Origin of the sequence: Nostoc sp., from assembly GCF_036919495.1 — a bacterium.
GTDB lineage: Bacteria > Cyanobacteriota > Cyanobacteriia > Cyanobacteriales > Nostocaceae > Nostoc.
Window position 1 is genome coordinate 1 of record NZ_JBALBZ010000215.1, and the last position, 25,336, is coordinate 25,336.

Sequence of the window (25,336 nt, forward strand, 5' to 3'; positions counted from 1 at the left end):
TTCGACCAACTTTCATTTGAGCAGGTAATTTCAGTCTCTTCTTACAACTTTATCCTGGAAGCTCTATTCTATGCAGCTTCATATTAAATTGGTATAAGTCATAACTATAACCATGATTTTAGTCATGGTTATAGTCATGACTTTTTTCTCTAGTGCTACCATATTTCACCGATTATATTTGTTTAAAATCCCAAAAAGGCTCTCGGAATTTCTGACGAATTAGTAATTAGTTAAACCATCCTGAAAACTAGTAACTTGTACTGTATTTTATCCGCTCAATAGCTGAAAACAGTATTGATCTGCTATTAATTTTTTTCGGAGTAAATAAAGTGACGGTCATTGCGATACCTAAAAGAAAAAAGATTACACAACAGCGTCTATGGTTTCTACATTGGCTGATGGCAAGTTTCTACTTGGTTTTGTTCGCTGGTGGAATTTACATGACTCACTTAGGACGTGATGTTTTCTATCGACGACCTTTGTATGACTTCCACAAAACTCTTGGAGTTATAGTCATGAGTTTGTTACTAGCACGAATTACTTTCCTGTTACGTATTCAGCTAAATAACAAGCGTTTATCACAGCAGAAAAAGAATTGGATGCAAACATTTTTTGTCCATACATCTCTGTACTTATTTATGATATTTGTCCCTTTAAGCGGTTACTTATTATCTAATGCTGGTGGTCATGATATCATTATCTTCGGTACTAATATTGCTTTACCACAGCTATTTGTTAAGAATAGGCAATTAGCCCTTTTGGGTACAAACTTACATTTTTGGTTATCTTACACTTTTCTCGTTTTCATTATTTTACACACCCTACAACAGTGGAGATATTTACGGGGCATTTGGCGGAGATTATATAAAATGTCAGTGTAGTTTTTAATTATTTGAGGGCGATACCTGCGGCGGTAAACTACGCTCATCATAACCCATATATAAAGTTTCCTCTCTACGAGACGCTGAACGCGAACGCTTGAATTATGCTGCTTTAACTGCGACCTTGAAGAGTGCTGTCTCTAAACGACTAGTAAATTCAACACGAGCGATCGCTCCCCTACTTTTCCTCTAAGAATGAGGGGCGATGCCTACGGCGGTTCGCTTGCGACCATCGCTCCTCATTCTACTTTGCCTAATGCTGACTCAAGACGGCTGGTAAATGCTGAAGGGCATCACCGATAGCGTAGCGTAAAGCCTTCTCTTCTCTTTCAGAGACGCTAAATCACTACCAGATAGCCTTACAGAAAAACTTAGATTTAACATTTTTCTAGCTCACTCCTGACACAGTGACTTTAGTCATGGTCAGACTCATGACTAAAGTCAGAGGTGGTTTTGCAAAGAGGTAAATATGATTGTGACATCAAGCATCGGTATTAAGAGATGTTGAAAAAATCTTAATTTCTCGCTTGCTTACTAAAATTATTTGAGGATATTTGCATGAAACGTTTTGCTTATGCTGCTTTGTGCGCTGCTGTAATTTTTTTGCCGACAGTAGCTTCGGCTCAAGAAGTCTATCATCGGGAAGTACATCAGCAACATCGAATTACTCAGGGTGTTGAAAATGGCAGTATTAACAAACGTGAATATCGTTCATTGGAACGGAAAGAAGCATCTTTAAATGCGGCTCGGAGACATGACTTGAGAAATGGACGTTTAACTAGTCGGGAACGGCAACAACTCAACCGCCGAGAAAACTCCATTTCCCGTTCTATTTATCACGATAAGCATAACTAAGGATTTCTTGAACAGAAAATAGTTAATAACACCCTCAATCTACTATTCTTCGCAGCCAACGAAAAGCGCTCGGTCATCGCAACTCTTGGAGACGCTGCGCGAACGTCACAACTGGCTAGTAATGTACTAGAAAACACATAGTGAATCAGCGATCGCTGTCTTTTCCTCTAAGAATTAGGTGGGAGCGATCGCTTCTCTTTTCCTCTAAGAATAGTATGCCTACGCAACTACCAATTAAAGTACTTTTGCTGCCACTTTACCTAATGCTGTCTCCAAACGGCTGGTGAATTGTGAAGGGCGATGCCTGCGGTACTTGCTAGCCTACGCAGGTGTGAGTGTCAAAATTACCTATCTTAAAAAAGATTTAAAAATTCGGTAACGACTTCTAAAGGATGATTATAACATTCATTTGCATTAAATCTAACAGTCCGAATACCATCACGTAATAAGACTCTATCTCTCCTATAGTCTCTAGTTTTTTGTGATGCTTGTTGATGATGTTCTCCATCAACTTCCAAAATCATACACTTTTGTTTATAGAAAACTAAAAAATCTATTTCTATTCTTTCTTTTAATCTATTTTCACTATTAGAAATTGGTAAGTCAGTTAAATCCATAAAAGCACGACTATTAGCAAAGAATAAAACACGCTGACTAAACAAAGCGTGTGCGATTCTAACTTCTGTTCTTGACCTGAAATTTAAGCCACCCCATTGATGCTGGGCATTAGTATCATCTTTTGAATATTTGCTTTGAACGGAAGATATTTCAATTTTTATATTATTCAAAATGTCTTGTTTGTAATGATCATTAAAAAATAATGTCCACCAATGTTTTGAATTATGTCCATCACGTTGGTCGGCGTATGCTAAATGTAAATTAGGAGCTAATTCTTTATAAAATCCTGACTTACTTCTTATAGCTAACCAGTCATTAATACTTTTTCTAGTAAAGCTACTTTTTGAGTATATTTTTAAAATATAATCAATTAAAGAAGAAGTTCGTAATTCTATAAAATAGGGTAAACTAGAACTTTTTAATACAATTGCGCTTTCATCAAGGTTCTGCTCGTCTCCTGATGGGTTAAATTTAGTCTTTACCTCTTGAGTTACAACATTCATATTTTTTACTATCATCTATTGCTTGTGTACTTTTCCCTTAAAAATGGGAGGGAGCTATGCCTATGACGAGCGAAGCGATCGCCTGAGCGTGGGGTGTATATAGACCATTGCTTGGGTTTCCTCGCTTGATTGGGAGCGATCGCTAAGGAGTATCTATAGGAGAAAAGTTTTTACTGTTTTGCAAAGTTCCAAAAATTATAACTAATCAATCGAATTTGATATTACTTCCCCAACCACCGATTTAAAGATTCCCGGCGTTGTTGATTTCTTTCTCCTGGGGTCATATCAAAAGGACTTTGTTTTTTAAATGCCAGTGGGTTATAAATTCCTGTTTCCCAGTTTCCATACATAGGATTAGGTATTGCAATGTAAGCAGGTTTAACTATCCCTTTTGTTATATTAAACATCCCGTAAAAATTACGGCTCTTGTCTACATGATCGCGACGTTGTTGGTTATTTTTGCCTATTGTTTCATCAAAGTCATTGAGATTATCGCCAATCAAGGCAATTACTGTATATCTTTTTCCATCAGCACTACCATTTTTAACAGCTTCTACACGCCATTGTTTAGAGGTATTTTCTTTGCCGTCAATCTGTTTAGTAAACTCTCCTTTTAACAATACTGTCCGTTCAGAGATTCCTGTAAATCTTACTGATTTTAAATTGTTAATTGTAGCTATTTCTAAATCATTATTTTTAGCATTTTTAACACTTTTTTCATCTCGATTAGAAATAAAGAATACCTTACCCCCATTTTTATTTACATAATTAACAAATTCAACTGCTCCTGGTATAGCTTTTGCTTTCTCCTCCTTAATCCATTGATTCCAAGTAGTAAGTTGAAATCCATTATTAGTATCTAATAACCCTGCGTGATAAGGACTATTATCAAGAACTGTCTCGTCAATATCAACTATAATAGCTGGGCGGGCAATCTTTTTTGATTTAGCTGTATCAAAAGTGAGTTTAGCTATGTTAAATGCTTGATAAGTTAATGCTCTATATTCTCCAGATTGTTGCACCCAATTAACTGCCAACATTGATTGCTCATTTAATTGTTGGTTATTAATTACTCCTTGTGTATCTTGCTGCAATTGTGACAGGAGTAGCACTGGTAATAACGCGGGAGCAGCAAAGAATTTAGTGGGTAGTTTAGACATATATATTTTGGTGGTTATAATGATTTTCTTTGTGAAAGTTTAGAATTTATTTGAGGATTTTTTTTGCGAACGTTAATCCCAAGGGGCAGTAAATTGTGAATCTGCCCAAATATTTAAACGTTGTTGTTTAGCTTCGGCTTCAGCCTGTACTACAATAGTGGCACTAGGGCAGTTTTTCAGGTATTTTCGATAAACCATAGCTAATCCTTCTTTAACTAATATCTGTTAATACATTTAATTGATTAGGCTGTGTAAGTTTTAATTCAAACATTCCTGCTTGTGCTTTTTGGGGTGCAACGTTTATGATTTTGACTTCTTTACCTTGTAAAGCAATTGGGTTAGAAGCACCAGGAACTTGATCAAAGATTTTTCGAGGTATGATTATTTGGTAAACTTTATTATCTTTTCCTGATAACTTGAAAGTTTCAGTTTCACTATCCTGGTGACTCCATCCATTAATTCGCCCTAAGATTTCTGAAGTATTATTAGAATTATTAGGTTTTGGATTTGGGTAGCTATCACTACAGTAAAAATTAACTGGATTTTGCTGAAAATTTGCACATCGTAAAATTTCTTCAGCTCTTTGAGAAATCTTTATTAATTGTGAATAATCAGATTCTTCACCACCACCATAATTAGCTTGTTTTTTAATCTTCTCTGGTGCATTGAGCAAAAGTTTTGTAATTATCTGACGGTCAGATTCAGAAAGCTTAGGTGATAAATAAACATTAGAACCAGGAATATCCTTGCTTAAGTGAATGATTCTTAAATCTTTGTCATTTGCAACTGCCTCATAAGCAGCAGCGCCTACATCAGCTTTTCCAGTTTTAACTAAGTCTTTAATATCTTTTCCTCGATGCCCCATATCTACCCTTAGACTTTTACCAAATAAGTCATAAGCAGGTACATAGAAACTAGATGCTGAATTAAAATCTCCCATAGCAATAGTATTTGTAGATTTTAAATCATTGAGAGATTGAATACTACTATTAGATTTTGTGAATAAAGTAGCCTGATAATATGGAGGATTATTTGGAAACATCCGGGCTGCAAAATGATAATCATTATTTTTAGCAGCCAGAGAAAGTATTGGTGATAAAGTAAAGGCAATATCCCATTCTTTATTTATCATCCTTTTTCGGGCTTCTTCATAAGAAATTGATTCATTACCATCAATGACTATTTGTACTTTATTACCAAATTTCTCACGTAGGTAAGTAGTTAATTCCTCATAGTAACTGGGCTTACTCAAAATTCCTATAGTTAAAGAACTTGTTTCTAACTTCTGTTCTGTAATCCCACCAGTAGAAGACGTTGGGGAACTTGTAGGCGTTGGGGATTTTTGTGGTTCACTAGGACTACAACCGAATGAACCCAAAATTACCACCAATACTAGAAAATTTATAAAATACCGATGATTACGAGGATTAAACATGATAGATACTAAGTTTCTGTTGGTAATGTTATATGATACATTCATCTGTCCTAATTCCAAGAATTAGCTTGATTGTCTAATTCCTGAATTGTAGTGGTTAAATTATCTAGTGTTGTGACTCTGTAAAATCCATCTATTTTGGATTGAATACTATTGTCAATACGTGAACTTTTTGGAAATACAACAACACCATATACTGGTAAGTTATGGTAAATACGAAAATCTTTATTTTCCATTAAAGAATCACAGTAAGTTTTTAATTGACGGTAAGGATTTTTACCCCATGAGGAATAAATATTTAGAACTTGATTTTCTCTTTGACAAATCCATGCTGTATTACGTGCATCACCAAGTGGTTTAATCACTCCTTTATAAGATTTAGCCTCTATAATGATACAGCACTGTTTTGTTACAAGAATAAAATCAGTAAATTTACTTTCTCGTTTTCTAGTAGCTACATCAAATTGTATTTCTATTCTGCTATCAGAAAAGTTATTTTCTAAAAATTCTTTGATAGCTAATTCAAAATTATTTAAAGGGTGTCTGCCAATTTCTTCGGTATAACGTTCCATCTCTTCAGCTAAACGTTCTGATTCAGCTTTTGCTTGTTCAGCACGTTTTTCTAATTGTTTTTCTCTTTCTTGAGACTCTGACAAAGAACTTCGTAAACTATCTAATTGTTTTTTGAGTTCTTGTTCTCTATAATTTTGTTGATTTATTTGCTGTTCTAGCCTCTCTATAACTTGTTGGTAATTTTCCTCATTTTTCTGTAATTCTTCTAATTGAGATTCAACGATAGAACGAGCATTTTCAATTTCGTATTTTTGTTTCTTTAATTCTTGTAATTCATTGTTACTCTGTTCATTTTGTTCACTAGTTTGTAATTGTTTATTTTGAATAATTTGTAATTTTTGTGTTAACTTTTTTATACGTTGTTCATATTCTTGTTTATGCTTTAGGTTTTGCTGTGATTTTTCTTGAGCTTGCTTTAATTCTTTTTGTAATTCGATTGAGTTAACATTTGCTGATAAATTCTCCAAAGATTCTGTTAATTTAAGAATTTCTTGTTGAAATATGTTATTTAAATTACTTAGATTATTAGCTTCTTCTTCAAACTGATTACGTTCATCATCTCTTTGTTTTCGGAGCAATTGAAGTTCATTAATTCTCTCAGCTAATTGAACTTGTAAAGATTGGTTATTATCTATTAGTTCCTGTTCTATTGCTTTTAGTTGAGCAAGTTGTTGTTGTTTTTCTTTTTCAGCTTCTTCAAGGTCGCGCAGTCTTTTTTGTTCAGCTAATTCACTTTTTCGTCGTGCTTTTTCTTCTGTAATCGCAAGGTCACTTAGCCTTCTCTCTTCAGCTATTCGTTTTTCAGATCGTTTCTTGTAAAGAATAAACTCCAAACCACTCCAAACCAGTAAAGTCCCCCCAAAGCAAGCTATTAAACTTGTTGTGTAAGTTTGAATCCTGCTACTTCCAGAAAAAGGATTAGTTACTAATGTTGCAATATCCTCTTGAAACGTTGGTCTTACACCCCTAACATAATAAACCCTACCTATAACACGGCCTTGATTAGTGACACTTGTAGCACTGCGTTCAGTAGCATGAGAATCACTATAAGTCCACTGTGCAAATACAGGTGGAGGATCAAGCAACACATCGTAGGGATATTTTGTTAACTCTTGTGGATTTAGAGCCGCTTTCCAAGATGAGGATTTTCCAGAATCTTTACCTGAATAAGCAATTATTTTTTGTCCACTAGAGTCTGTAACGATTAATCCAAATAAACTATAATTACTATCTAAAGTACGTTGTACCTCTTGTGGTTTATTTTTAATAATTGCATAAGAAAGTTTCGTTGGTAGAGTATGAGATAAAATGTTAAAATCAACAGTCTGAACGCGAAATATTGTTTGATTCCAATAGTTGTTATAACGGTCAAAAGTGACTGCTCCACCAATTCCAAAACTAATTATTCCTGTTGTTGCTAGTCTAGCTAATACTTTTAGTATTCCTCCTCTATTGGATGTTTGAGTTGCTTGGGTATCTGTGCTGTTAACCATTTGATGCTCCTGAAATTTATGTTTTGCGATCGCTATACTATTAGTTGATATCAGGACAAAAAATACTCTGAATAATACTGAATGCGTGACACTGATTACAGTGTGCGATTGCTTGGGTTTCCTCTAAGAATGGGAGCGATCGCAATTTATTTTAGTGGAGCCTCAATTTATATTTCCTATCCTGGGGTTCGTATACATAGACTTAATCAACTAAGCTTGAATTTGGGTTTGAGGCTGTCTTGTTTGTGTATTACTGGGCGCATTTAATTTGCGGGATAATGCCAACACATTCATAGCAAACTGCTGATAAAGTTCTGGAGACTTATTCATGAAAACAACTATTGCATTCCGATGGCTGTAGATAGCTAAATACCGCCGTTTATTAGTTATTGCATACACAATTATGGCTATTGCTGCAACAAGTAAAATTAAACCTAGTCCAGAAGAGTTGCTGAACGCACCCAAAGCTGAAAAAGCTAGAAATACTCCAAAACCCAATAATGCATAAATAGGGGCTTCTAGTGTTTCTACTGAATCAATATTTTGAACACGTATCCAAGTCTCTCTCTTTTCTAACCCAGTTTTTGTTGTTCCTTGAAGGGTATCACCTGTAACTTTGACAAGAATTGTTCCTCTTGCTGGCACTAAGACATTTCCCCAGACTTGGGCAGGAGCGCCTGTGATTTCAACGACTTGCTGATTAGTTCTCATGTTTGTATTACCGTTCATTAGATGCCTTACCTGATGTTTAAAATTGCTATCAATAGTTTTGTTTTACGCCTTAAGGAGATTTGATGATTTCAGTTAGCACTTTATATTTACTTGATGTGCTAAGAGCAACTATTTTAGTGATTAAAAACTAAGAGTGGACAGAATCTGATAAAATGCAGGTTCCATCACAATATTGTTTCCATTATCCAAATAAGCAGATACAGTTACCAAGCGATGCTTTGACTCATCGTAGGTCATGGCATTAATTTGAGAATATTCACCTTCAGATTTGTAAATCAAAAACTTGCGCTCTCCAAATTTTATAGTTTCGGTGTGATAATTTTTGAGAACATAAAGGAGCGTTTCTCTATCATGTGCAATAGAAATTTCAATTGAATCCACATAATAACCAGAGGTAATTTTGTTTCTAAAACCACATTGCATATACTTATATGCAGCATCATCAAGCACAGTTAAGGTATTTTTAATGTTGGCTACATGATAGTTGACTGGCAGTTCAAAAGTCATACCATCTGAAGACCTAAAAGTTCTGCTTTGCAGTGAAGACGATTCTGTACTTTTTGGTTGGGGACATAGCTTGTCATAATCAATAGGTTTTGCAATCGCAGCAACAGGACTAAGAAGATTAGTAATTAACAAGGCAGGTGTTAGATATTCCAGTATTAGTTGCATATATCATGTTAAAAATAACTCATTTATGTTATTATTCGTCGGATTTACGCATTAAGGATATTTGATAATTTCAGTTAGGAGAACAATCCCACTCATTTTCTAGAACAAAGACATTTTCGTTTATAAGTCCTCCACGTGGGGAGTATAAATCGCCTTTAAGATAAATAATTGTATTGTTTTTAATTATTTCTTTGATTATTAAACTCCAAGATGTTCCAATATAGCTTTCGCCCCTCCAATTAGGATGAATATCGTTAGGGTTAGGGGTAGAGAGAATACGAGATTGATTATTCTTAGGAACACAACCTATATTTACCTTGGCTGAAGTTTCTGTATTTATTTGTTGCTGAGAGATATCTGCCTCCTCTCCAGGTTCACAGGCATAACCGTTATTATTTTTATCGAATTTCCTAGCTTTGGAGTAAAGTTTAATTGGTATACCGTGATTTAAGATTCCTGGTGTAGAGACAAGTACTTGGCGAATAGATGTGCAATCAGATGAGTTTAATAGTTCATTAATCAATTTATTTCTTTGACTCACTGCTTCTCCACATACATAATCAATCATTTTCTTTTCACTAGTATTATTAGGTGTACGCCAAGTTCCTCTACCATTATTAATAAAACGTTTGCCATAACCTTCAACTAAAGCATAATAAACTCTCGCTGAGTTATTACCACAATCAACAAATGCCATTCCTGAACGTTTAGCAACTTTGTAAGTAAAACCAGCACTTAAATGATTTGGCTCAAATTCAATAGAATTCCAGTTAAGCTCAACTTTTCGATAAGATACATCTTTACTTAAAACAACCCATTTATTTGAATTAGGTTGAATCTGCGATAAGCCAGGACTAGAAGTAATGAGACTAGAGACTACGATGATTCCTACAACTAAATTTCTTTTTAATTGCTTGTAAAACATGAGACTTAACCGTTAAATTCTTCAAGATTTTTGGATATTTGTAGCATTGATGCGGTAAGATTCGGGGTTGCCTTTAAACAGCCAGTAGGTCATTAGTCTTTACCTTGTTGGGGCGATCGCCATTGAATTTTTCCTAAAATGCTATACAAACCCTTCTTCTAACAACTCAATCCCTTGGTCTGTAATTTTGTGCCTTTGCCCTGAACCTCCCACGACTCTGCACCAACTTTCAGTAATAAGTGCAACTTGTTGGTCTTGAACTGCTAACCGATAACTAAACCCACCATACATTCCCGGAATTGGAAACCAATGTGCAGAATCTTGAGAATTTAAAATAGGTGCTAGCTTGGGAAGCTCATTTTTTGAAATAAAGATGCTACGTTTTCTGGATTGTCTATGTGCCTGACATCATCTAGTTGGAGTAGTCGCCCCTTCATTCCCGTATTTCCCTTGACCGTAATTAATCTGAAGAAAGCAGGTTAAATCTGCGATGGGCAAAACCCACCGCTCATACCAAAACTGGGCAAACAACTAATTCGGCAAATACTTAGCCAATAAATCCTGCCCCTCGTCGGCCATTTTTTCCAACATCTCCTCAATCTTCCCCATCGCTAGCGGCGACGGTTTAGAGCGTCCATTTTCCCAACGATTAATCGTGGTATAAGTAACGCCAAGAGTTGCTGCAAATTGTTCTTGCGTTAGCCCAGCCAAAAGCCGCAAATCATGAATGATCTGCCCCACCTCTGGCTGTTTGATAGCCAAGGGTTTTTTGATAGTCATTTACTTTGAAACTTTACCTTTTAGCTTAAGTAGCCGATGCTATATTATTTGTTACATATTAATCATGCCAAAGCAGAGTGTCCCCCGTATATACGCGGAAATTATTTTTTGCTTTAATGAAGGCAAGTTTTTTAAGTGATGTTGAACTTGAAATCAAGCGAGGAAAAGTTTGGATGGGCGATCGCTCTTAAAGCCCAGCATAGGCGATCGCGTTCTTAGAGGAAATGTAGTAGACAGGCGTAGCTTGCCGCCGCAGGCATCGCCCCATCGCACCCCCATCAAGCAAGTATCATAGCTAACCAAAGAAATTCTTAGAGGAAAAATTGCCAAACTGCGATCGCCTCAGCTTGTCCCATAACTGAAGGGCGATCGCATAGTCAATGAATCTGAAAAACCTAATATTTCCCAACAAAATTAGCCTTGGGTAAATTACACATCTTTTAAATACTGCTGCGCTTTTATTTAATGCGATGCCTACGGCGGCAAGCTACGCACCCCTACAGCTGCTCCATCTTAATCCCCGCCACTTCCAACATCACGCCTCAATGTCAGTAGCCCCCTGATTAGCTACCTGCACCCCGTCATCCATGCTGTAGGCGTAGGTCATAGTTTTAGTTCCACCATTAAAATTATTTAGTACAATTGTATTATTAAGTTGATATAGAAAATTGAGTTATGCACCTTCTATGGTTTCGTCGAGACTTGCGTTTAACTGATAACGAAATTGTCACATTAGCGTCTGCCAATAATGCAGGAGTTTTACCATTCTTCATTATTGACCCTTGGTTTTATCAATGGGTTGATGTCGGTAAAGCACGGGTGCGGTTTTTGTTTGAGTCTTTAGAGAATCTAGATAGCAATTTACAAAAATTAGGCAGCAAACTAATATTATTTGAAGGTAATTCTGTAGAGATTATACAAGAATTAACTCAACAATTAACACAGCAGGGACATAGACCAAAACTCTACTTAAATCGTGATGTCCAAGTTGAGTATGGTATTAGCCGAGATAAAAATATAGTTAATTTGTATCAAGCATTAAATCTCGAATATCATCTGGGGCTAAATAACTTTTTACAATCACAAGATAAACGTGAGCAGTGGTTTAACGAGTATTACACATACCAAAGACAATCTATTTATCAAACTCCCACTAATATCAACACTCCATCACTTTCTCTAAACGTACCCCAAATTACATTTTCTGAACTAAAACAAAAGTATTCAGCCTTTTGTCAAACAGAACAGATATATTTTATTGGTGGAGAAACACAGGCACAAGCTACATTAAAATCATTTCTTAAAAGTAGATTCAACGGCTATCATTGGAAACTTTCACGCCCTTGGTTAGCACAGCAAGGTGCAACATCTCACCTATCACCACATCTGACTTTTGGGACTATTTCAACTCGCATTGTTTACCAACGTACTAAGGCAAGGGCAGCAGAACTTACAAATCAACCCAAAGCAGAATTTTCATTAAAAGCATATCGTGACCGCTTACGCTGGCATGATAGTTTTACACAACGCCTTTATTTTTATCCAGAAATAGCTTATCAAAACCGCTACCCGGAATTTGATGAATGGTATACACCCCTAGAGTTACCACCACAAAAGCAAGAACTGTTTCATGCTTGGCAGGAGGGAATGACAGGCTTTCCTCTCCTAGATGCCAGTATGCGACAACTAAAAACTATGGGTTGGATGAACTTTCGCATGAGGGCAATGTGTGCAACGTTTTTAACTATCAACTGTGGTATTTCCTGGCATCACGGCGCTAGACATTATATGAACTATTTAGTAGATGGAGATTTAGCAATTGATAATTGGCAGTGGCAAATGCAATCAGGTGTTACTAATCCCTTAAGTGATACTTTTCGCATATATAACCCAAATAAGAATATTCAGGAAAAAGACCCAGACCTCAAATTTATTTACTATTGGGTAAGTGAACTAAAAGGTTACAGTCTACCAGAAATTATTCAAGGTAAATATATTGGCACTAGTTCTTATCCACAAACTATTTTAGATTGGGCTAAAACCCGCAAAATTAACGGTAAAATCATCTCTGACCTTCGGAAAAAAGTAAGAGAAAGATTAACTCTCCAAGGTGGAGATGAATATGAAAGTGCAGTTGCAGCTAAAGAAACAGTAAATAAATACTGGCAGCACAAAGATAGACAGTACAAAGAATTCAAGGAATTAGAGGCAGAACTAGAGTAGTTAAACAGAATTCTCTGCAACAAAAGTGAAATACCCTGAATTTAATAAACCAATAGCGCTTACCTCTAGTTAGGTGGGCGCTAATATTATTTGCGGCAACGTTTACAAGTTGCCTTTGGTGCGATGCCTACGGCAGGCTATGACGCTCCTGCGTCGCTCTAAGCGTTCGCGCAGCGTCTCGTAGAGAAGCCATGCCGCAGGCTTTACGCTACGCTATCGGTGTCGCCCTTCTGAAAATCAAGCGAGGAAAAGTTGGAAGTGCGATCGCTAACCACAGACTACCCATTGCTACCAACACCAGCACAGATGCAAGCGATTTTTTCGATGACCTCAATCCTTTTATCAGAATGTAATTTTCACATTACAACTAGGATCAGAAGCCCTGCTTTTATCAAAAACGAACCTAGCAGCGACGCTTCCAAAACCTCGTGTATAGCTGCCACCCAAGTAATGCCATTGATTATCTTGGATGCCTGCATCTCCGGTATAGAATTTTTTAATGGGTAGGGTTCCTCCGTCACTATAACCAACATTTGCTTTATTTCCGCCTTTATTACTTCCCTTGTTAATTTTATAGGAGACTTCTATTATTGAGCTTGCATTTCTTCCGATGCCTTGATTGTAATCGACTCGAATTGTGCCTGTAAAACCTCCAGCACTACATGAATAGTTACGAGTAACTGCCTCAGCAGGTGCTGGAATCAAAGCAATGCTACTGCAAGCAACAGCCATTGCAGCAGTACCAATAACAAAACGGTTTGTTGCCTTTCTAATTTGACGAGCAGTCAAACTATTGACCATTAGAGACTTCCTTTTTGTTCTAAATGCTGTTGTGGAATAACAATTTATCTATCCAAACTTAATATTATCCCAAAGGGTACTATTAATATAAGGTAAATAGCAGTATGGTAGGCTGATGGGTTAAAAAAGATAAAGCATCGTTATGGCTAACATTAGCTCCTTTTTCAACCGTCAAAGCAATGTGAGACATTGCAATTCACCTTTAACACCAAATTTTAATTACTGTACCGTATATGCTGTGCTTGATCCACAATCTTTTATGGGCAAGCCTTTTGAGATTTAACAAGAAAAGTTACACCCCTGGAGCGATAACTTTGTTAAGAGGAGCGATGCCAACGTATGTAAACTACGCACCAAAGGCTTCAAGAGCGATCGCCTCAACAAATGGGAACTCTGGTAATAGTTGCGTTTCTCACAGTCATGAAATTCTTAAACTTCCTCAAACCTAAACCAGCCCAGCCAACTATTGATAGCTACGGGCAACAAGCCTGCGGTGTCCCTCAAGAGCAAATTCAATCGCTGATGGAATGGCTGTTTGCTAGTCTGCTAAATGCGGGTTACTTGGGAAAAGCGCACATTATTTGGTACAACAGCGAGAACCCAGACCCCAGTTTAGAGCAAGTGATGAAAAAAGCTATGCACTCCTGTGAGCCAATCTTTTTGTACCGTTGCGGTGGTAGGGTGTCGCCGCCGCCTACTGGATATTACTGGCGGATGATGGACGAACATCCATCGATGCGGATTTATCAGTTAGAGGTTAGGGATGGGGAGTGATAAGATTTTCAGTTCTGGCCCAAGTGGGAGCGATGCCTGCAACGGGCTGTTTGGTGTCGCTTAGGGTTTCCTCTCTTGATTAAGAGCGATCGCTGCGGACGCTTGAGCCATCGCATAAACTAACTGCTGTCGAATACTTATTTTATAGCAGGTGGGGTGTCAACTCGCTCGTTGAGTTCTTGAAGTTGTTGGTTTAATTCCCTAGCTTAATTCTTTAAGTAGATGAGATAAATCATTAAAAATGCATATACTGCAATTATCAAGCAATGAATAAACGAAGCTCCTAGTTCAAGACCAACTAGGCGCTTTTTTATTGATTATCCATTGGATTTAGTGGGTATATCACCAGAAGTAATAGCATTCATCCTCAAGGCTATTAATAATTTGTTCTGTTGATAGATTGAATGTCAATGTTTAGATTGCTATTGTTTATTTGTCAGGAAAAAACGTTTATAAAATTAAAACAATGAATATTCTTGCTTGGATTGTTTTAGGTCTAATTGCTGGTGCGATCGCTAAGGCTATCTACCCCGGTCATCAAGGCGGCGGAATTCTCGGAACAATCTTATTAGGAATTATCGGTGCTTTTGTTGGTGGTAGTTTGGGTGTATTCTTCAGTACGGGAACCTTGACATTAGCCGCCCCCACTTTGAGCATTCCTGGTGTTGCAGTAGCGGTTCTTGGCGCAATTGTCGCTGTTTTCTTGTGGAACTTGCTGAACCGTCGCAGTGCTGTGTAATCAATTAAATTGGAATCAATTAATAACAAAAATCAGGGAATTCATCTCACTATATTTTCTCCCTGATATTGAAATAAAACAGTAGCGCTTACCTATATTTAGGTAGGCGCTAATATTATTTTGTTGGGGTGCGATGCGGTTCAAGTCTGCGATGGGCAACTCTTAGAGACGCTACTCGCGTTCGCCTACGCACGCACCCACAAAGTAAAATTCCCACACTTGAGGCAGGGACTATAGGCTAATGCAAGAGGAATAGACACAAACTAGACTAAATTGCTCCTCGGTCAGTAATGCAGTTCGGATATTCTTAGAAGAAAAATTGCACCCCTAGAGCAAAGCGATCGCTACATATCTGGACATTCAATCATCTGGAAACTGCCAGCACGAGATATGCTCAACATCTTTGCTGCTGCATTGACTACACACCGCATCACTCCTGCGATGGCGTACCCGCCATGAACCGGTGGCATCGCATCCTTAAATTCGTCAATGTAGAGCTTTGTTTATTGTGATTTATTTTTCTCATGCAAATTTAACCCTAACTTACCTGAATGCAACCTATACTTTAGCTGTATTTTCTAACAAAGAATTTTATGCTGAAGTTACATTCTTTCGCTAAGTTTTCTTTATTGACAGCATTATCAACAATCCTGATTTGGCAGTACCCAGCTTTTGCTTGGAATAAAGCTGGCCACATGGTTTCAGGAGCGATCGCTTACAGTGAACTCAAGCAGAATCATCAACAAGTAATTGATAAAATGGTTGCCATTTTGAAGCAACACCCTGAATACTCTAAATTTGAGCAGCAGTGGAATTCCCTCAAACAATCTAATATTTCTGCTGAAAATAAAAACTTGTACTTGTTTATGTGGGCTGCAAAATGGCCAGATGAAGCTCGTGGCAATCAAACATTTGATCGCCCAACTTGGCACTATATCAATTTTCCTTATCAACCAGGCAGTTCTTCAAACTCTATTCCTCGTCAAATTCCCGGTGAAGAAAATATTATATTTGCTTTCCAAAAAAATCTTGATATTGTTCAAAGTAATGCCACCAACAGCGAAAAAGCAGTTGCAATATGCTGGTTATTCCATCTAGTAGGAGATGTGCATCAGCCATTGCATACTACCAAATTAATTACTAATCAGTATAAAGAACCAGAAGGTGATAGAGGCGGTACACGTTTTTATATTAGAGTTAACCCAGATAGTCAAACAATCAGTTTGCATAAATTCTGGGATGACCTCATACTAGGCTCAGAAAATTTTCAAACTGTTCGCAACACCGCAACCAAGATAAGAGCCGACTATCAACGCAGTAAATTGCCAGAATTAAGAGAAACTCAATTTAATAATTGGGCAAAAGTAGAGAGTTTTAATATCGCTAAACAAAAAGCATATCTCAATGGTAAACTTTCTGGCAGTAGTGATAAAAGTGATGGAAAGCCGTTACCGCCAAATTATGCTGCTACCGCCAAACCAATAGCAGAACGTCGAATTAGTTTGGCAGGCTACCGTCTAGCTGATGTGCTTAATAAACTGTTCGGCAAGTGATAAAAGATATACAATCTCTTTTGCTCTCCACCTACATGATGTGGGTGGTTTTTGATTTTATTAGAGCGTAGAGCGATCGCTTAGGTTTTGGGATAATTGGAGTGAAGGTGTCAACAAGTTCTAAAATAACTATAATTTCGTGTATAGTACATAAATACTATTAAACTTTACCCCATTACTTCTAAAACAGTGAGCATCGAGTATAATGGCTGCGCCGTTTCCTGAAAGCGATGTCCACCACACCCCTGTCAAACCAGCAGCAAGTCAACGCTACTCCCAAGCACGAATCAATTACGGGAGTAGTGGAACGCTTGACATATTACAGTCAAGAATCAGGTTACACGGTGGCACGTTTGCAACGCCCCAGTGCCAAGGAACTAACTACAATTACTGGCAGCTTTGCAGATATTCAACCCGGACAAACGCTGCAATTAACGGGGTTTTGGCGCGAACATCCCCAGTATGGTTTGCAATTTCAAGTTGTTAACTACAAGGAAACCAAACCTGCAACTCTTACAGGAATTGAGAAGTATTTAGGTAGTGGTCTAATTAAAGGTGTGGGGCCTGTTACAGCTAAACGGATTGTTGCCCATTTTGGGATAGAGACTCTAGATATTATTGAAAACCAAATCGAGCGCTTGAGCGAAGTCAACGGTATCGCCAAAAAGCGTATTGCCATGATTCAAAGAGCCTGGAACGAGCAAAAAGCCATTAAAGAAGTGATGGTATTTCTGCAAGGTCACGGCGTTAGCACCACTTACGCAGTCAAAATTTACAAGCAATATGGGGATAAATCCATAGATACAGTTACCCATAATCCCTACCAGCTAGCGACTGATATCTATGGCATTGGTTTTTTAACTGCTGATAAAATTGCCCGTAACTTGGGAGTTCCTTCCGATTCCCAGTTTCGCTACTGTGCAGGACTTGTTCATGCTTTGAGTGAAGCAGCAGAAGACGGACATTGCTACTTACCTCAAACAGAACTAATTGAATCGGTGACTAAACTCCTCACTACCCAGGAGCATCAACCAACAGAAGATGCCATCGCTCAAACTATCAAAGATATGGCTTTGAAAGATGAGCTAATTAGAGAACGTAATGCCGATAAAACGGTCAATTGCTACAAACCTACTTACTTCTACACCGAACAAAACTTAGCCCAATTGGTACGCCATCGCCTCTCCTATCCCATCAGTTCTGATATTCCTCGCGTCCGTGCCTGGTTGGAGCGTTTTAGCAGTAGCCGCCAAGTTTCATTATCACCCGAACAGCAACAAGCAGTAGAGACGGCTGCTTACTCTCGATTCACCGTAATTACAGGTGGCCCTGGTGTGGGAAAAACATTCTGCACTAGCACAATAGTCAGTTTATGGAAGGCAATGGGTAAATCAATTGCCCTGGCTGCACCAACTGGACGGGCTGCCCAAAGGTTAGGCGAGATGACAGGGTTGGAGGCAAAAACGATACATCGCCTTTTGGAATTTGACCCCAGAACTCGCAGTTTTAAACGCGATGCCTGCGGCGGGCGTAGCCATCGCACTAACCCCTTACCTCATAGTGCAATTATTGTAGACGAAGCTAGTATGCTGGATTTATTTCTAGCGTATTCTTTGGTTCAAGCAGTTGCAGACAATGCCCAACTGCTGTTGGTGGGAGATATTGACCAATTGCCATCGGTGGGTGCGGGTAACGTGCTGGCTGATTTAATTAATTCGCGTCAAGTACCTGTGGTGCGCCTCACTCAAGTATTTCGCCAAGCTGCTACTAGCAAAATCATTACTGCATCGCATCTAATTAACCGGGGGCAATATCCCAATATTGAATCAATTTCAGACACACCTGAATCTGATTGTCTTTGGCACGGTGGAGGATTACAACCAGAACATGGGGTACAGGCAATTAGCGAATTGATTACTGATTTGGTTCCTCGGCTTGGTTTTAACCCGGCGACTGATGTACAAGTGCTTTGCCCAATGTCACGGGGATTAGTCGGTACGCGCAATCTTAATAATGTACTGCAACAATTGATTAATCCACCTAGCCCTGAAAAAATTGAAGTAACCAGGGGTGGGACTATTTTTAGAGTTGGTGACAGAGTAATTCAATTAACCAACGATTACCAACGCGAAGTTTTTAACGGTGATGTGGGATTTATTACTACTATTGATACTGAGGAACAGGAAGTAATCGTCCAGTACCAAGAGCGCGATGTTACTTATGATTATGCTGACATGAATGAGCTTGCTTTAGCCTGGAGCGTTAGTATACATAAGTCGCAAGGCTCAGAATACCCAGTAGTGATTTTGCCTTTGTACACGCAACATTACATGATGCTGACTCGGAATTTACTTTATACAGGGTTAACCCGTGCCAAGAAACTGGCGATTATTATTGGCAGCAAGAAGGCAATCAGTATGTGCGTTCGTTCTACAAAGTCCCAAGAGCGATATACCAGATTGCAAGAGAGGTTACAAGCAGCGTTACAATCTGGCTAGTTAATGAGCATTCTGCGATCGCCTCCATAAAATTCTTAGAGGAAAAGCCAGCTTCAAGAGCGTAGTTTACCGCCGCAGGCATCGCTTGTGACAAAGCAGTACACTGGTACTATGAAAATTCCAGAGTGCGATCGCAATGCACCCGCGCAATTCTCTGCCACTTTAACTCAAATTACTGCTGCCACCGACTTGGGCTGCTCCCTCTAGTGCTTTTAATATTGCGATCGACTGACATAACTTTAGCCAAAGTGCGATCGCTTGTTGAGACGCGGCGATAGCCACCGTCGCTAGCCAACGCAGTTGGCAGTCCAGTTCCCTGTAGAAAATTGGTACGCCATCTCGGAAATACTGAAGCCAGTGTAATACAGTCTTAATCCCTACAGTACGGGTATTTAAGCCCAATGTCGGGAAACCCTTTTTCCCGACATTCTCGCCAACAGCCTTTTGTCACAATCATTCGCTCTTATTTATTCTTAAAGAGAGAATAAAAACTGGGAAGCTCCCTGTGATATATCTACTTATGCTTTCTCTTATCCAAGGAAAAAAGAAAATGGTAGAATTTCATATTTTTAAGAAAAAGTACACAATCGGGGGGTTAGTAGCATCTTTTGTACTTCTAACGACACCGATGGCATTTGCAAGCGTCAATACGGGCACGATCAAGCAATTACGGCTCGACAACGTTTCAACTGGTACGCCACGCGTTAGTATTCAACTGATACCTAATCAGAACACAAGTTGTTCTGCACAGGGAGTTTATGCCTATAACAATGCCGTTACTGGTATCGGAAGCTTGCTGACTCAAGGTCTATTGGCGGCTTACCAAAGTGGGCAACAGGTCACGATCACAGGTACTGGTACTTGTGATCAGTTTGGTATTGAAAAGGTTCAGTATATAGATATCCTTCAACAGTAAAAGGTTAAGGAACTTCCAGAAAATAAACTATTTCATCAGCAATAACGCCAAGTCTAACTAACTCCCACACACCACAAAACCCCGTCCTAATCCCATCACACCCAATCAATCACCCATTTCCCCACAATCCCAGTTCGCACCCCGTAGCATCTCACACAACACGGGGTTTTGCTTTGGTGGTTGAATGCGATCGCTCTACATCATCTATTTAATTTTTGTTCATGTGCATAAATCAAAAAATACATCGTAATGAGGGTTAGTAACAGATTTTTGTCACAATCATTCGCTCTTATTTATTCTTAAAGGAAGAATAAAAACTGGGAAACTTCCTGTGATATATCTACTTATGTTTTCTCTTATCCAAGGAAAAAATCATGAATTTTCGGAAATTTTATATTCCTACTGTTAACGTAAGTAGACGGAACTTTGCAAAAATATTTACAGCCGGTACCGTAAGTTTTTTATCTGCAATTTATACAAAACCTACACTTTCTTCTCCTAAACCGCCATCTCTTAAATATTTATACAATTTCAGCGTTGACTCGTTCACAATCACCAACACTCGTTCGCGCCATGAGGATACTGATTTCATTGCGGCAAGCGTCGCAGTCGCAGGCCGTCCGACTCGTTCGGCCTCGCAGTCGCTTGGCGACCTCAACAACGGCACCTACCCGACAGCGATCATGTTCAAGGACGTAGAAGTGGGCGAAAACGAGACGGCTGTCTTTACCTATAACATCGTTAATAATGGCCATTCTGATCCTAGTACTGTCGAGAAGACACTTCTCGAAGCGACTGAAACCCTCGCCACTAAAGGAGCAGAGCTTGCGGTAAAGGCAGCAGGACCGGCCATTGGTGCCGCACTCGGGGCCTCGATTGGTACCGGCGTTGTGCCGATCATTGGTACCGCGCTCGGCGCTTTGGCTGGTTGGGTCGTGTCCTACGGAGGAGGCTTACTATTCGCCAACTGTGATGGGGCCGTGGCGTCTGCCGTACACACCTTCTCCGGAAAGCAACTGCGTGAGGGAACTAGGCTAGTAGGTCAACTTAGTAACAGTGATTATCAGCCAGGTACTGATTCACCAGCAGGCTGCGGCAGCAACTCCCAATATAATGTCAATTGGACTATCAAGCTGGGACGTGTCATCGCCTTCAATGAGGGTGTTGTACCGCCTTCTACTGCTCAAGGTCTATTACAAGCGTTACAAGCAATTAACATCGACTACAGTGTTACCGAGTCTCAAATACTTGATTGGTTAGGCAACTCTTACTCCCTATATCCACAATTTGCTAAAGGTATCCTCAAACTTTTTGATGGACTACGACTTAAAAACAAAGTTTATCTTGATGTAATTTTTTATAATTACGAAGAATTGGGAGGTAAAGTGGTTTTTAACTCCCTTGATGGTAGCCTTGATTTGAATATACTAAAAAAAGCTATAGTTGAGGGGTATGAAATACGTAATGGCATTAGTGTTTCGTCATTTGAAGATATTGTGGAACTTCGCCCGTGAGTAGCTTTGGAACAGGAATGTACGTTAAGCCCAAGATACTTACTGTAATTGAGTTTGACCCGCATTTTTCACAATCGGTGCGATGGCTATGACCAAACCTTTATCAGGCTTAGATTTTGAGCGTTTTTGACCCTGCGTGAATCACAGCAGTATGTCAATGGGGTGTTTTTTCTCAAGTCTAAATGGCATAAGTGTTTTGGGCTATTCGTTTATTTTGGGAAAATGAATATGTTGTAACAACTTTAATAAGGCCAAAGACCCCACCGGAATGTTACGAAAATCTTCCAAAAGATTTGATGAATAAGTCTAATGATGAATAAGCCTATAACCCAATATGGTTCAGTTAAGGCTATGCAGTGCTTGAAACAACAAACACAGGAGGATTGGTTATTGTTCCAGTGCCTCGGTGTTTAAATTTTTTAGAGCGAAATTTTGATACAGGCTTTTTCACAACCCTTGGATTGTTTCTATGAACCCTTTCAGGTAAAACTTGGTCGAGAATTTCCACAGTTAACCAACTCAAAAAAAGGGGAGTTCTTGTGATTGTAAACGCTGAAATTTTGAGAGAGCCGCGCACTTTCAAATCGCAAAACAGGAGACGCGGCTATCACTATACAAATAGTTATAAATAGGGATAATTTCTAACTGTTAATTCTCTATAGCACCATCCTAAAGGGCTTCTAGGCTATTTTCTGCGACCACTGGCAAATGTTGCGATCGCCGCCGTTTTGAACAGGAGAGCAGGGGAGCCGGGAAGAGGTTATGCCTTAGAATTTGTTAACCGACACCCTCAAACACAGAAAGAAAAGTCTGCACTCTTTCAATAATTTCAGCTTTCTGTTCTTCTAATTTAAATTTAACTTATGCTTCAGTTGAATTTAACCATATAAAGAATTATGTAAACTTCTATTTATTTTTTTTTACAAATAAATACGAATGATAATCTGCTATCAAAGGCTGCAATCTATTTTGTTTGATTTGTTTTTCAATACCAAAAAAGTATATATCGGTCAACCAAAAACTATCCAAATACATATTGAGAATGAAATAGTCTTATTGACATGATGCGGTCGCCCTGTATTGTCTCCCCGCCTGAGTGCTAACACCATTAGAACAACTAATCTCCATGAAAAAATTTTTTGGTTTGCTTATTGTTAGTTCCAGTTTGGTCTTAGGTTATTTTGCTCCCATGCAAGAATCTGCAATCGCTCAACAAACTTGCCCCAACGTCAGCGGTTCGTGGAAAAGAGCAGATAATATTATTTGGAATTTTACCCAAAACCGTTGCACTTTAGTGGGTACGATAACCGATGCCCCTGCTTATATTCATACAATCAGTGGTGTGTTCTTTGATAATCGCACTGCTGACGCTGTTATAAGTCGTACCAATCTTTCAACTGGTTGTCAGACAAAACTGTATAGTACAATTACTGTTCTTAGTGTGCCAAATCTTATCAGAATTAACATATATTCAACAGACGGTAAATGCGATCTGCCCCAGACCTTTACAGAAGACTATGTTTATACAAAACTTTGATTAATTATGAGAAACTGGTACTAATTGTAATTTAACCCTCTTCCAAGAATGATAATAATTCTGAAGCGAAGGAGATGCTCGTCACGCCTGGATTATATCAATTAACTTGACGATAAAATTGATTTGACTTTTTTGGAACAGTATTATTACAACAATTCTCACTCTCACAATTCACTTTCAAAACTTATGAGCAGTATATAGCAATCCTATTTCAGATCCGAACAGGGTTCATACTGATGCAGCCTAGAAAAATAAAATTCTTGGTGATTAGTAAATAATTTCAAGTTAGTATAAATGTACCATTAGTTTCTGTTTCATTTAGGATTGCTATATGATGTGGTACGTTATCCTATCAAAACTTAAAAAGCACGATAAGCAATCGATAGAAAGTTATTTTTTAAATCAATGCTCCGGACAAAATTAGGCAGCAATAACCCCGTAAGAACGTAGGTTTTGATAGTTAGGATGGGATTTAATTAAAGTCGGCGAGAGTCCTAACTTTGAAATAAAGTTTAACAATTCTGACTTTAGTCCGTATGGGACTCCTTATCTTGAACTCACTGCAAGCGGTGGGGATTGGGTTAATGACTACATAATATATAATGGCAGCGCGCATTATATTGATAATTTTATTCGTTTCGACGTTGACCAACTTCCTGAAAACGTTGGTTTTTTCCTAAGATATAGTCCAGCTCCGATTATACGTTAAAAACGGTTTGAAGCTTTAATTTTTCAGGACTTACGCAACTGACACTATTAACTTCAATGCAACGATGAGAGGTAAAGAGAAACCAAAAAACATCTCACTATCTCACCCGTCCCTAGCGACCTACCACAAGCTACAGGAGACGCTAAAAGAGGCGGGAATGCCTGACGACTTCGATTAATGTCCCATTCCCCCGTTATCCCAATTCTCACCCCGTCTTACTCGCGTAGCACGGGGTTTGTTTTTGGGTTGGGTGAGTGCGATCGCAAAAGGAGGTTGAGAAAGTCTAGTTTACATATAAACACTTAGGTTTTAATTAATTAGTAAAAAATATCACACCTAAAAAAATCTTACATCCAATCAAAAAACCGTACTACACGGCATAACGTGAGCATATTACAAATTGCTGAAACCCTTGCAAAAAGCCAAAAAAAATCGGGGGAATGTAAGGGGGTATGGCCTCAAGTATTTCCCGACATTTCAACAAAAACACAAAACCCGAAACAACTAGGAATTAATAAAATGACTCACAATGAATACCAAAATGAAATTATCAAAATTAGTCAAAACTAACCTATTTTTTCGCTCTTATTTATTCTTAAAGAGAGAATAAAAACTGACAAGCTATCTGTGATATATCTACTTATGCTTTCTCTTATCAAAAAAAAATAATCATGAATTTTAGCACTTTTTGCATTAAGAGTACTTTAGCAAGTTTGGCAATAGTTGCTGGTACTATTATTCCAGCATCTTCTACTTTCGCTCAAAACATACCCGCCAATGCTGTATTTGGTGGTAATGACTTTGACGGTACACCTATGTATGTATGTGCAGTTATATGGAATAACGGAGTTTACCCAGGTAAAAGCCGTTTAAATAGCGGTACTTGTGATATAAGTTACGGAGGGCTTGAACATTGGTTGCCTTTATCTAACTCTGTTGTGTTAACACAGCCTCTTAAATCTGACCCCAACAAGGAATTTGATTACTATTGGCAAGCATCATCAAGCCAACAAATAATACCAGGAAACGCTCTGCCTATTGGCTTTGAAAATGGTCATAGTCTCTATTCCTGTCGAGCTTCATACAATGGTGGAACTGCAATAGGAAAATTAACACCTGACGGCTTGTGTTACTTCGGTATTAACATCGAAATTTTCGCTAGCTCGTATGATGTGTTAGCAATAGGAACGGTTCCGGTTCCGGATCCGGTTCCGGTTGATCCTAGCTGTAGGTTGCGGCCGTCAAAGTATACATGTCTATAGCGGTTCCCAGTTGGGTGCAATATAGTAACAACAGTGAGTAAACCATCCAATAATGTCTTTTTTAGTCACTGTATCTAGGGCATTTGTGATGGGAGCATCCCATTTTTGCAAAGACATTAGATAGCAAGTTGACCATTGAGGTAGGCACAGCGAAGTTGTAGTATGGACGGCACATTGGCAGGA

General features: G+C 38.5%; 26 protein-coding genes. 12 read left to right on the plus strand and 14 right to left on the minus strand.

The window, feature by feature from the left end; translation table 11 throughout:
- The first annotated feature begins 329 nt into the window (after positions 1 to 329).
- A complete protein-coding gene (locus tag V7K25_RS30810) occupies positions 330 to 881 on the plus strand; it encodes a cytochrome b (protein ID WP_335163609.1) in 552 nt (183 codons plus the stop codon).
- Between the two features lie 558 nt (positions 882 to 1,439).
- Positions 1,440 to 1,736 carry a hypothetical protein gene (locus tag V7K25_RS30815; protein WP_334875960.1) on the plus strand — a complete coding sequence of 99 codons (297 nt, stop codon included), beginning with the start codon at positions 1,440 to 1,442 and terminating at the stop codon, positions 1,734 to 1,736.
- Positions 1,737 to 2,089: 353 nt separating this feature from the next.
- On the opposite strand, the gene V7K25_RS30820 is transcribed toward V7K25_RS30815, so the two are convergent.
- The 10 genes from V7K25_RS30820 to V7K25_RS30865 all read right to left on the minus strand — a co-directional run bounded on the left by V7K25_RS30820 (position 2,090) and on the right by V7K25_RS30865 (position 10,957).
- Positions 2,090 to 2,857 (minus strand): endonuclease domain-containing protein, encoded by a 768-nt coding sequence (locus V7K25_RS30820; RefSeq protein ID WP_335163611.1) that lies wholly within the window; start codon positions 2,855 to 2,857, stop codon positions 2,090 to 2,092.
- Between the two features lie 221 nt (positions 2,858 to 3,078).
- Positions 3,079 to 4,017, minus strand: coding sequence for a 5'-nucleotidase, lipoprotein e(P4) family (locus V7K25_RS30825; protein WP_335163613.1), 939 nt, complete (start codon positions 4,015 to 4,017; stop codon positions 3,079 to 3,081).
- Positions 4,018 to 4,089: 72 nt separating this feature from the next.
- A complete protein-coding gene (locus V7K25_RS30830; RefSeq protein WP_335163615.1) occupies positions 4,090 to 4,215 on the minus strand; it encodes a hypothetical protein in 126 nt (41 codons plus the stop codon).
- Positions 4,216 to 4,228: 13 nt separating this feature from the next.
- Positions 4,229 to 5,452 (minus strand): phosphate/phosphite/phosphonate ABC transporter substrate-binding protein, encoded by a 1,224-nt coding sequence (locus V7K25_RS30835; RefSeq protein WP_335163617.1) that lies wholly within the window; start codon positions 5,450 to 5,452, stop codon positions 4,229 to 4,231.
- A 50-nt stretch (positions 5,453 to 5,502) separates the two neighbouring features.
- Entirely contained in the window at positions 5,503 to 7,518 is a 2,016-nt protein-coding gene (locus V7K25_RS30840; protein WP_335163619.1) for an NERD domain-containing protein, read from the minus strand.
- A gap of 210 nt (positions 7,519 to 7,728) precedes the next feature.
- Positions 7,729 to 8,229 carry a hypothetical protein gene (locus tag V7K25_RS30845; RefSeq protein ID WP_335163621.1) on the minus strand — a complete coding sequence of 167 codons (501 nt, stop codon included), beginning with the start codon at positions 8,227 to 8,229 and terminating at the stop codon, positions 7,729 to 7,731.
- A gap of 141 nt (positions 8,230 to 8,370) precedes the next feature.
- On the minus strand, positions 8,371 to 8,922 hold the full coding sequence (locus V7K25_RS30850) for a hypothetical protein (RefSeq protein ID WP_335163622.1): 552 nt from the start codon (positions 8,920 to 8,922) through the stop codon (positions 8,371 to 8,373).
- A 70-nt stretch (positions 8,923 to 8,992) separates the two neighbouring features.
- Positions 8,993 to 9,847, minus strand: coding sequence for a hypothetical protein (locus V7K25_RS30855; RefSeq protein ID WP_335163624.1), 855 nt, complete (start codon positions 9,845 to 9,847; stop codon positions 8,993 to 8,995).
- A 531-nt stretch (positions 9,848 to 10,378) separates the two neighbouring features.
- Positions 10,379 to 10,627 (minus strand): helix-turn-helix domain-containing protein, encoded by a 249-nt coding sequence (locus V7K25_RS30860; RefSeq protein WP_335163626.1) that lies wholly within the window; start codon positions 10,625 to 10,627, stop codon positions 10,379 to 10,381.
- Between the two features lie 153 nt (positions 10,628 to 10,780).
- A complete protein-coding gene (locus V7K25_RS30865) occupies positions 10,781 to 10,957 on the minus strand; it encodes a hypothetical protein (RefSeq protein WP_335163628.1) in 177 nt (58 codons plus the stop codon).
- A 345-nt stretch (positions 10,958 to 11,302) separates the two neighbouring features.
- On the opposite strand from V7K25_RS30865, the gene V7K25_RS30870 reads away from it, so the two are divergent.
- Together V7K25_RS30870 and V7K25_RS30875 are read left to right on the plus strand one after the other, a co-directional pair.
- Positions 11,303 to 12,850, plus strand: coding sequence for an FAD-binding domain-containing protein (locus tag V7K25_RS30870; protein WP_335163630.1), 1,548 nt, complete (start codon positions 11,303 to 11,305; stop codon positions 12,848 to 12,850).
- A 191-nt stretch (positions 12,851 to 13,041) separates the two neighbouring features.
- Complete coding sequence (locus V7K25_RS30875; protein WP_335163632.1) at positions 13,042 to 13,203, plus strand: hypothetical protein; 162 nt, start codon at positions 13,042 to 13,044, stop codon at positions 13,201 to 13,203.
- On the opposite strand, the gene V7K25_RS30880 is transcribed toward V7K25_RS30875, so the two are convergent.
- Positions 13,193 to 13,651 (minus strand): hypothetical protein, encoded by a 459-nt coding sequence (locus V7K25_RS30880; protein ID WP_335163634.1) that lies wholly within the window; start codon positions 13,649 to 13,651, stop codon positions 13,193 to 13,195. The genes V7K25_RS30875 and V7K25_RS30880 overlap by 11 nt on opposite strands.
- A gap of 420 nt (positions 13,652 to 14,071) precedes the next feature.
- Here V7K25_RS30880 and V7K25_RS30885 point away from each other — a divergent pair, with 420 nt between their 5' ends.
- Together V7K25_RS30885 and V7K25_RS30890 are read left to right on the plus strand one after the other, a co-directional pair.
- A complete protein-coding gene (locus V7K25_RS30885; protein ID WP_335163635.1) occupies positions 14,072 to 14,425 on the plus strand; it encodes a hypothetical protein in 354 nt (117 codons plus the stop codon).
- 466 nt (positions 14,426 to 14,891) lie between these two features.
- Complete coding sequence (locus V7K25_RS30890; RefSeq protein WP_335163637.1) at positions 14,892 to 15,164, plus strand: GlsB/YeaQ/YmgE family stress response membrane protein; 273 nt, start codon at positions 14,892 to 14,894, stop codon at positions 15,162 to 15,164.
- A gap of 344 nt (positions 15,165 to 15,508) precedes the next feature.
- Here V7K25_RS30890 and V7K25_RS30895 read toward each other — a convergent pair whose 3' ends face one another.
- On the minus strand, positions 15,509 to 15,634 hold the full coding sequence (locus V7K25_RS30895; protein ID WP_335163639.1) for a hypothetical protein: 126 nt from the start codon (positions 15,632 to 15,634) through the stop codon (positions 15,509 to 15,511).
- Between the two features lie 123 nt (positions 15,635 to 15,757).
- On the opposite strand from V7K25_RS30895, the gene V7K25_RS30900 reads away from it, so the two are divergent.
- Together V7K25_RS30900 and recD2 are read left to right on the plus strand one after the other, a co-directional pair.
- Positions 15,758 to 16,717: a S1/P1 nuclease gene (locus V7K25_RS30900; RefSeq protein ID WP_335163641.1), complete on the plus strand. Its 960-nt coding sequence runs from the start codon at positions 15,758 to 15,760 to the stop codon at positions 16,715 to 16,717.
- Positions 16,718 to 16,947: 230 nt separating this feature from the next.
- A complete protein-coding gene (recD2, locus tag V7K25_RS30905; RefSeq protein WP_335163643.1) occupies positions 16,948 to 19,215 on the plus strand; it encodes an SF1B family DNA helicase RecD2 in 2,268 nt (755 codons plus the stop codon).
- A 162-nt stretch (positions 19,216 to 19,377) separates the two neighbouring features.
- On the opposite strand, the gene V7K25_RS30910 is transcribed toward recD2, so the two are convergent.
- Entirely contained in the window at positions 19,378 to 19,617 is a 240-nt protein-coding gene (locus tag V7K25_RS30910; protein WP_335163645.1) for a hypothetical protein, read from the minus strand.
- Between the two features lie 148 nt (positions 19,618 to 19,765).
- On the opposite strand from V7K25_RS30910, the gene V7K25_RS30915 reads away from it, so the two are divergent.
- The 4 genes from V7K25_RS30915 (at position 19,766) to V7K25_RS30930 (ending at position 25,153) form a co-directional block, all read left to right on the plus strand.
- Positions 19,766 to 20,131 (plus strand): hypothetical protein, encoded by a 366-nt coding sequence (locus V7K25_RS30915; protein ID WP_335163647.1) that lies wholly within the window; start codon positions 19,766 to 19,768, stop codon positions 20,129 to 20,131.
- Between the two features lie 374 nt (positions 20,132 to 20,505).
- Complete coding sequence (locus V7K25_RS30920; RefSeq protein WP_335163649.1) at positions 20,506 to 21,645, plus strand: hypothetical protein; 1,140 nt, start codon at positions 20,506 to 20,508, stop codon at positions 21,643 to 21,645.
- Positions 21,646 to 22,834: 1,189 nt separating this feature from the next.
- Positions 22,835 to 23,182: a hypothetical protein gene (locus V7K25_RS30925; RefSeq protein ID WP_335163651.1), complete on the plus strand. Its 348-nt coding sequence runs from the start codon at positions 22,835 to 22,837 to the stop codon at positions 23,180 to 23,182.
- 1,380 nt (positions 23,183 to 24,562) lie between these two features.
- The gene (locus tag V7K25_RS30930) at positions 24,563 to 25,153 is read left to right on the plus strand and encodes a DM9 repeat-containing protein (protein WP_335163653.1); all 591 of its coding nucleotides are present in this window, start codon (positions 24,563 to 24,565) and stop codon (positions 25,151 to 25,153) included.
- On the opposite strand, the gene V7K25_RS30935 is transcribed toward V7K25_RS30930, so the two are convergent.
- Positions 25,148 to 25,336, minus strand: a 189-nt coding sequence (locus V7K25_RS30935; protein ID WP_335163655.1) for a hypothetical protein, incomplete at its 5' end; no start/stop codon positions are given. The genes V7K25_RS30930 and V7K25_RS30935 overlap by 6 nt on opposite strands.

Excerpts from the sequence above, each read along its gene's own strand:
- V7K25_RS30925 (WP_335163651.1), top strand. The coding sequence starts at position 22,835 with ATGCAAGAATCTGCAATCGCTCAACAAACTTGCCCCAACGTCAGCGGT.
- V7K25_RS30890 (WP_335163637.1), top strand. The coding sequence starts at position 14,892 with ATGAATATTCTTGCTTGGATTGTTTTAGGTCTAATTGCTGGTGCGATC.
- V7K25_RS30885 (WP_335163635.1), top strand. The coding sequence starts at position 14,072 with ATGAAATTCTTAAACTTCCTCAAACCTAAACCAGCCCAGCCAACTATT.
- V7K25_RS30900 (WP_335163641.1), top strand. The coding sequence starts at position 15,758 with ATGCTGAAGTTACATTCTTTCGCTAAGTTTTCTTTATTGACAGCATTA.
- recD2 (WP_335163643.1), top strand. The coding sequence starts at position 16,948 with ATGTCCACCACACCCCTGTCAAACCAGCAGCAAGTCAACGCTACTCCC.
- V7K25_RS30870 (WP_335163630.1), top strand. The coding sequence starts at position 11,303 with ATGCACCTTCTATGGTTTCGTCGAGACTTGCGTTTAACTGATAACGAA.
- V7K25_RS30820 (WP_335163611.1), bottom strand. The coding sequence starts at position 2,857 with ATGAATGTTGTAACTCAAGAGGTAAAGACTAAATTTAACCCATCAGGA.
- V7K25_RS30830 (WP_335163615.1), bottom strand. The coding sequence starts at position 4,215 with ATGGTTTATCGAAAATACCTGAAAAACTGCCCTAGTGCCACTATTGTA.
- V7K25_RS30855 (WP_335163624.1), bottom strand. The coding sequence starts at position 9,847 with ATGTTTTACAAGCAATTAAAAAGAAATTTAGTTGTAGGAATCATCGTA.
- V7K25_RS30875 (WP_335163632.1), top strand. The coding sequence starts at position 13,042 with ATGCCGCAGGCTTTACGCTACGCTATCGGTGTCGCCCTTCTGAAAATC.
- V7K25_RS30850 (WP_335163622.1), bottom strand. The coding sequence starts at position 8,922 with ATGCAACTAATACTGGAATATCTAACACCTGCCTTGTTAATTACTAAT.
- V7K25_RS30920 (WP_335163649.1), top strand. The coding sequence starts at position 20,506 with ATGAATTTTCGGAAATTTTATATTCCTACTGTTAACGTAAGTAGACGG.
- V7K25_RS30915 (WP_335163647.1), top strand. The coding sequence starts at position 19,766 with ATGGTAGAATTTCATATTTTTAAGAAAAAGTACACAATCGGGGGGTTA.
- V7K25_RS30825 (WP_335163613.1), bottom strand. The coding sequence starts at position 4,017 with ATGTCTAAACTACCCACTAAATTCTTTGCTGCTCCCGCGTTATTACCA.
- V7K25_RS30815 (WP_334875960.1), top strand. The coding sequence starts at position 1,440 with ATGAAACGTTTTGCTTATGCTGCTTTGTGCGCTGCTGTAATTTTTTTG.
- V7K25_RS30845 (WP_335163621.1), bottom strand. The coding sequence starts at position 8,229 with ATGAGAACTAATCAGCAAGTCGTTGAAATCACAGGCGCTCCTGCCCAA.
- V7K25_RS30930 (WP_335163653.1), top strand. The coding sequence starts at position 24,563 with ATGAATTTTAGCACTTTTTGCATTAAGAGTACTTTAGCAAGTTTGGCA.
- V7K25_RS30860 (WP_335163626.1), bottom strand. The coding sequence starts at position 10,627 with ATGACTATCAAAAAACCCTTGGCTATCAAACAGCCAGAGGTGGGGCAG.
- V7K25_RS30835 (WP_335163617.1), bottom strand. The coding sequence starts at position 5,452 with ATGTTTAATCCTCGTAATCATCGGTATTTTATAAATTTTCTAGTATTG.
- V7K25_RS30880 (WP_335163634.1), bottom strand. The coding sequence starts at position 13,651 with ATGGTCAATAGTTTGACTGCTCGTCAAATTAGAAAGGCAACAAACCGT.
- V7K25_RS30840 (WP_335163619.1), bottom strand. The coding sequence starts at position 7,518 with ATGGTTAACAGCACAGATACCCAAGCAACTCAAACATCCAATAGAGGA.
- V7K25_RS30895 (WP_335163639.1), bottom strand. The coding sequence starts at position 15,634 with ATGCCACCGGTTCATGGCGGGTACGCCATCGCAGGAGTGATGCGGTGT.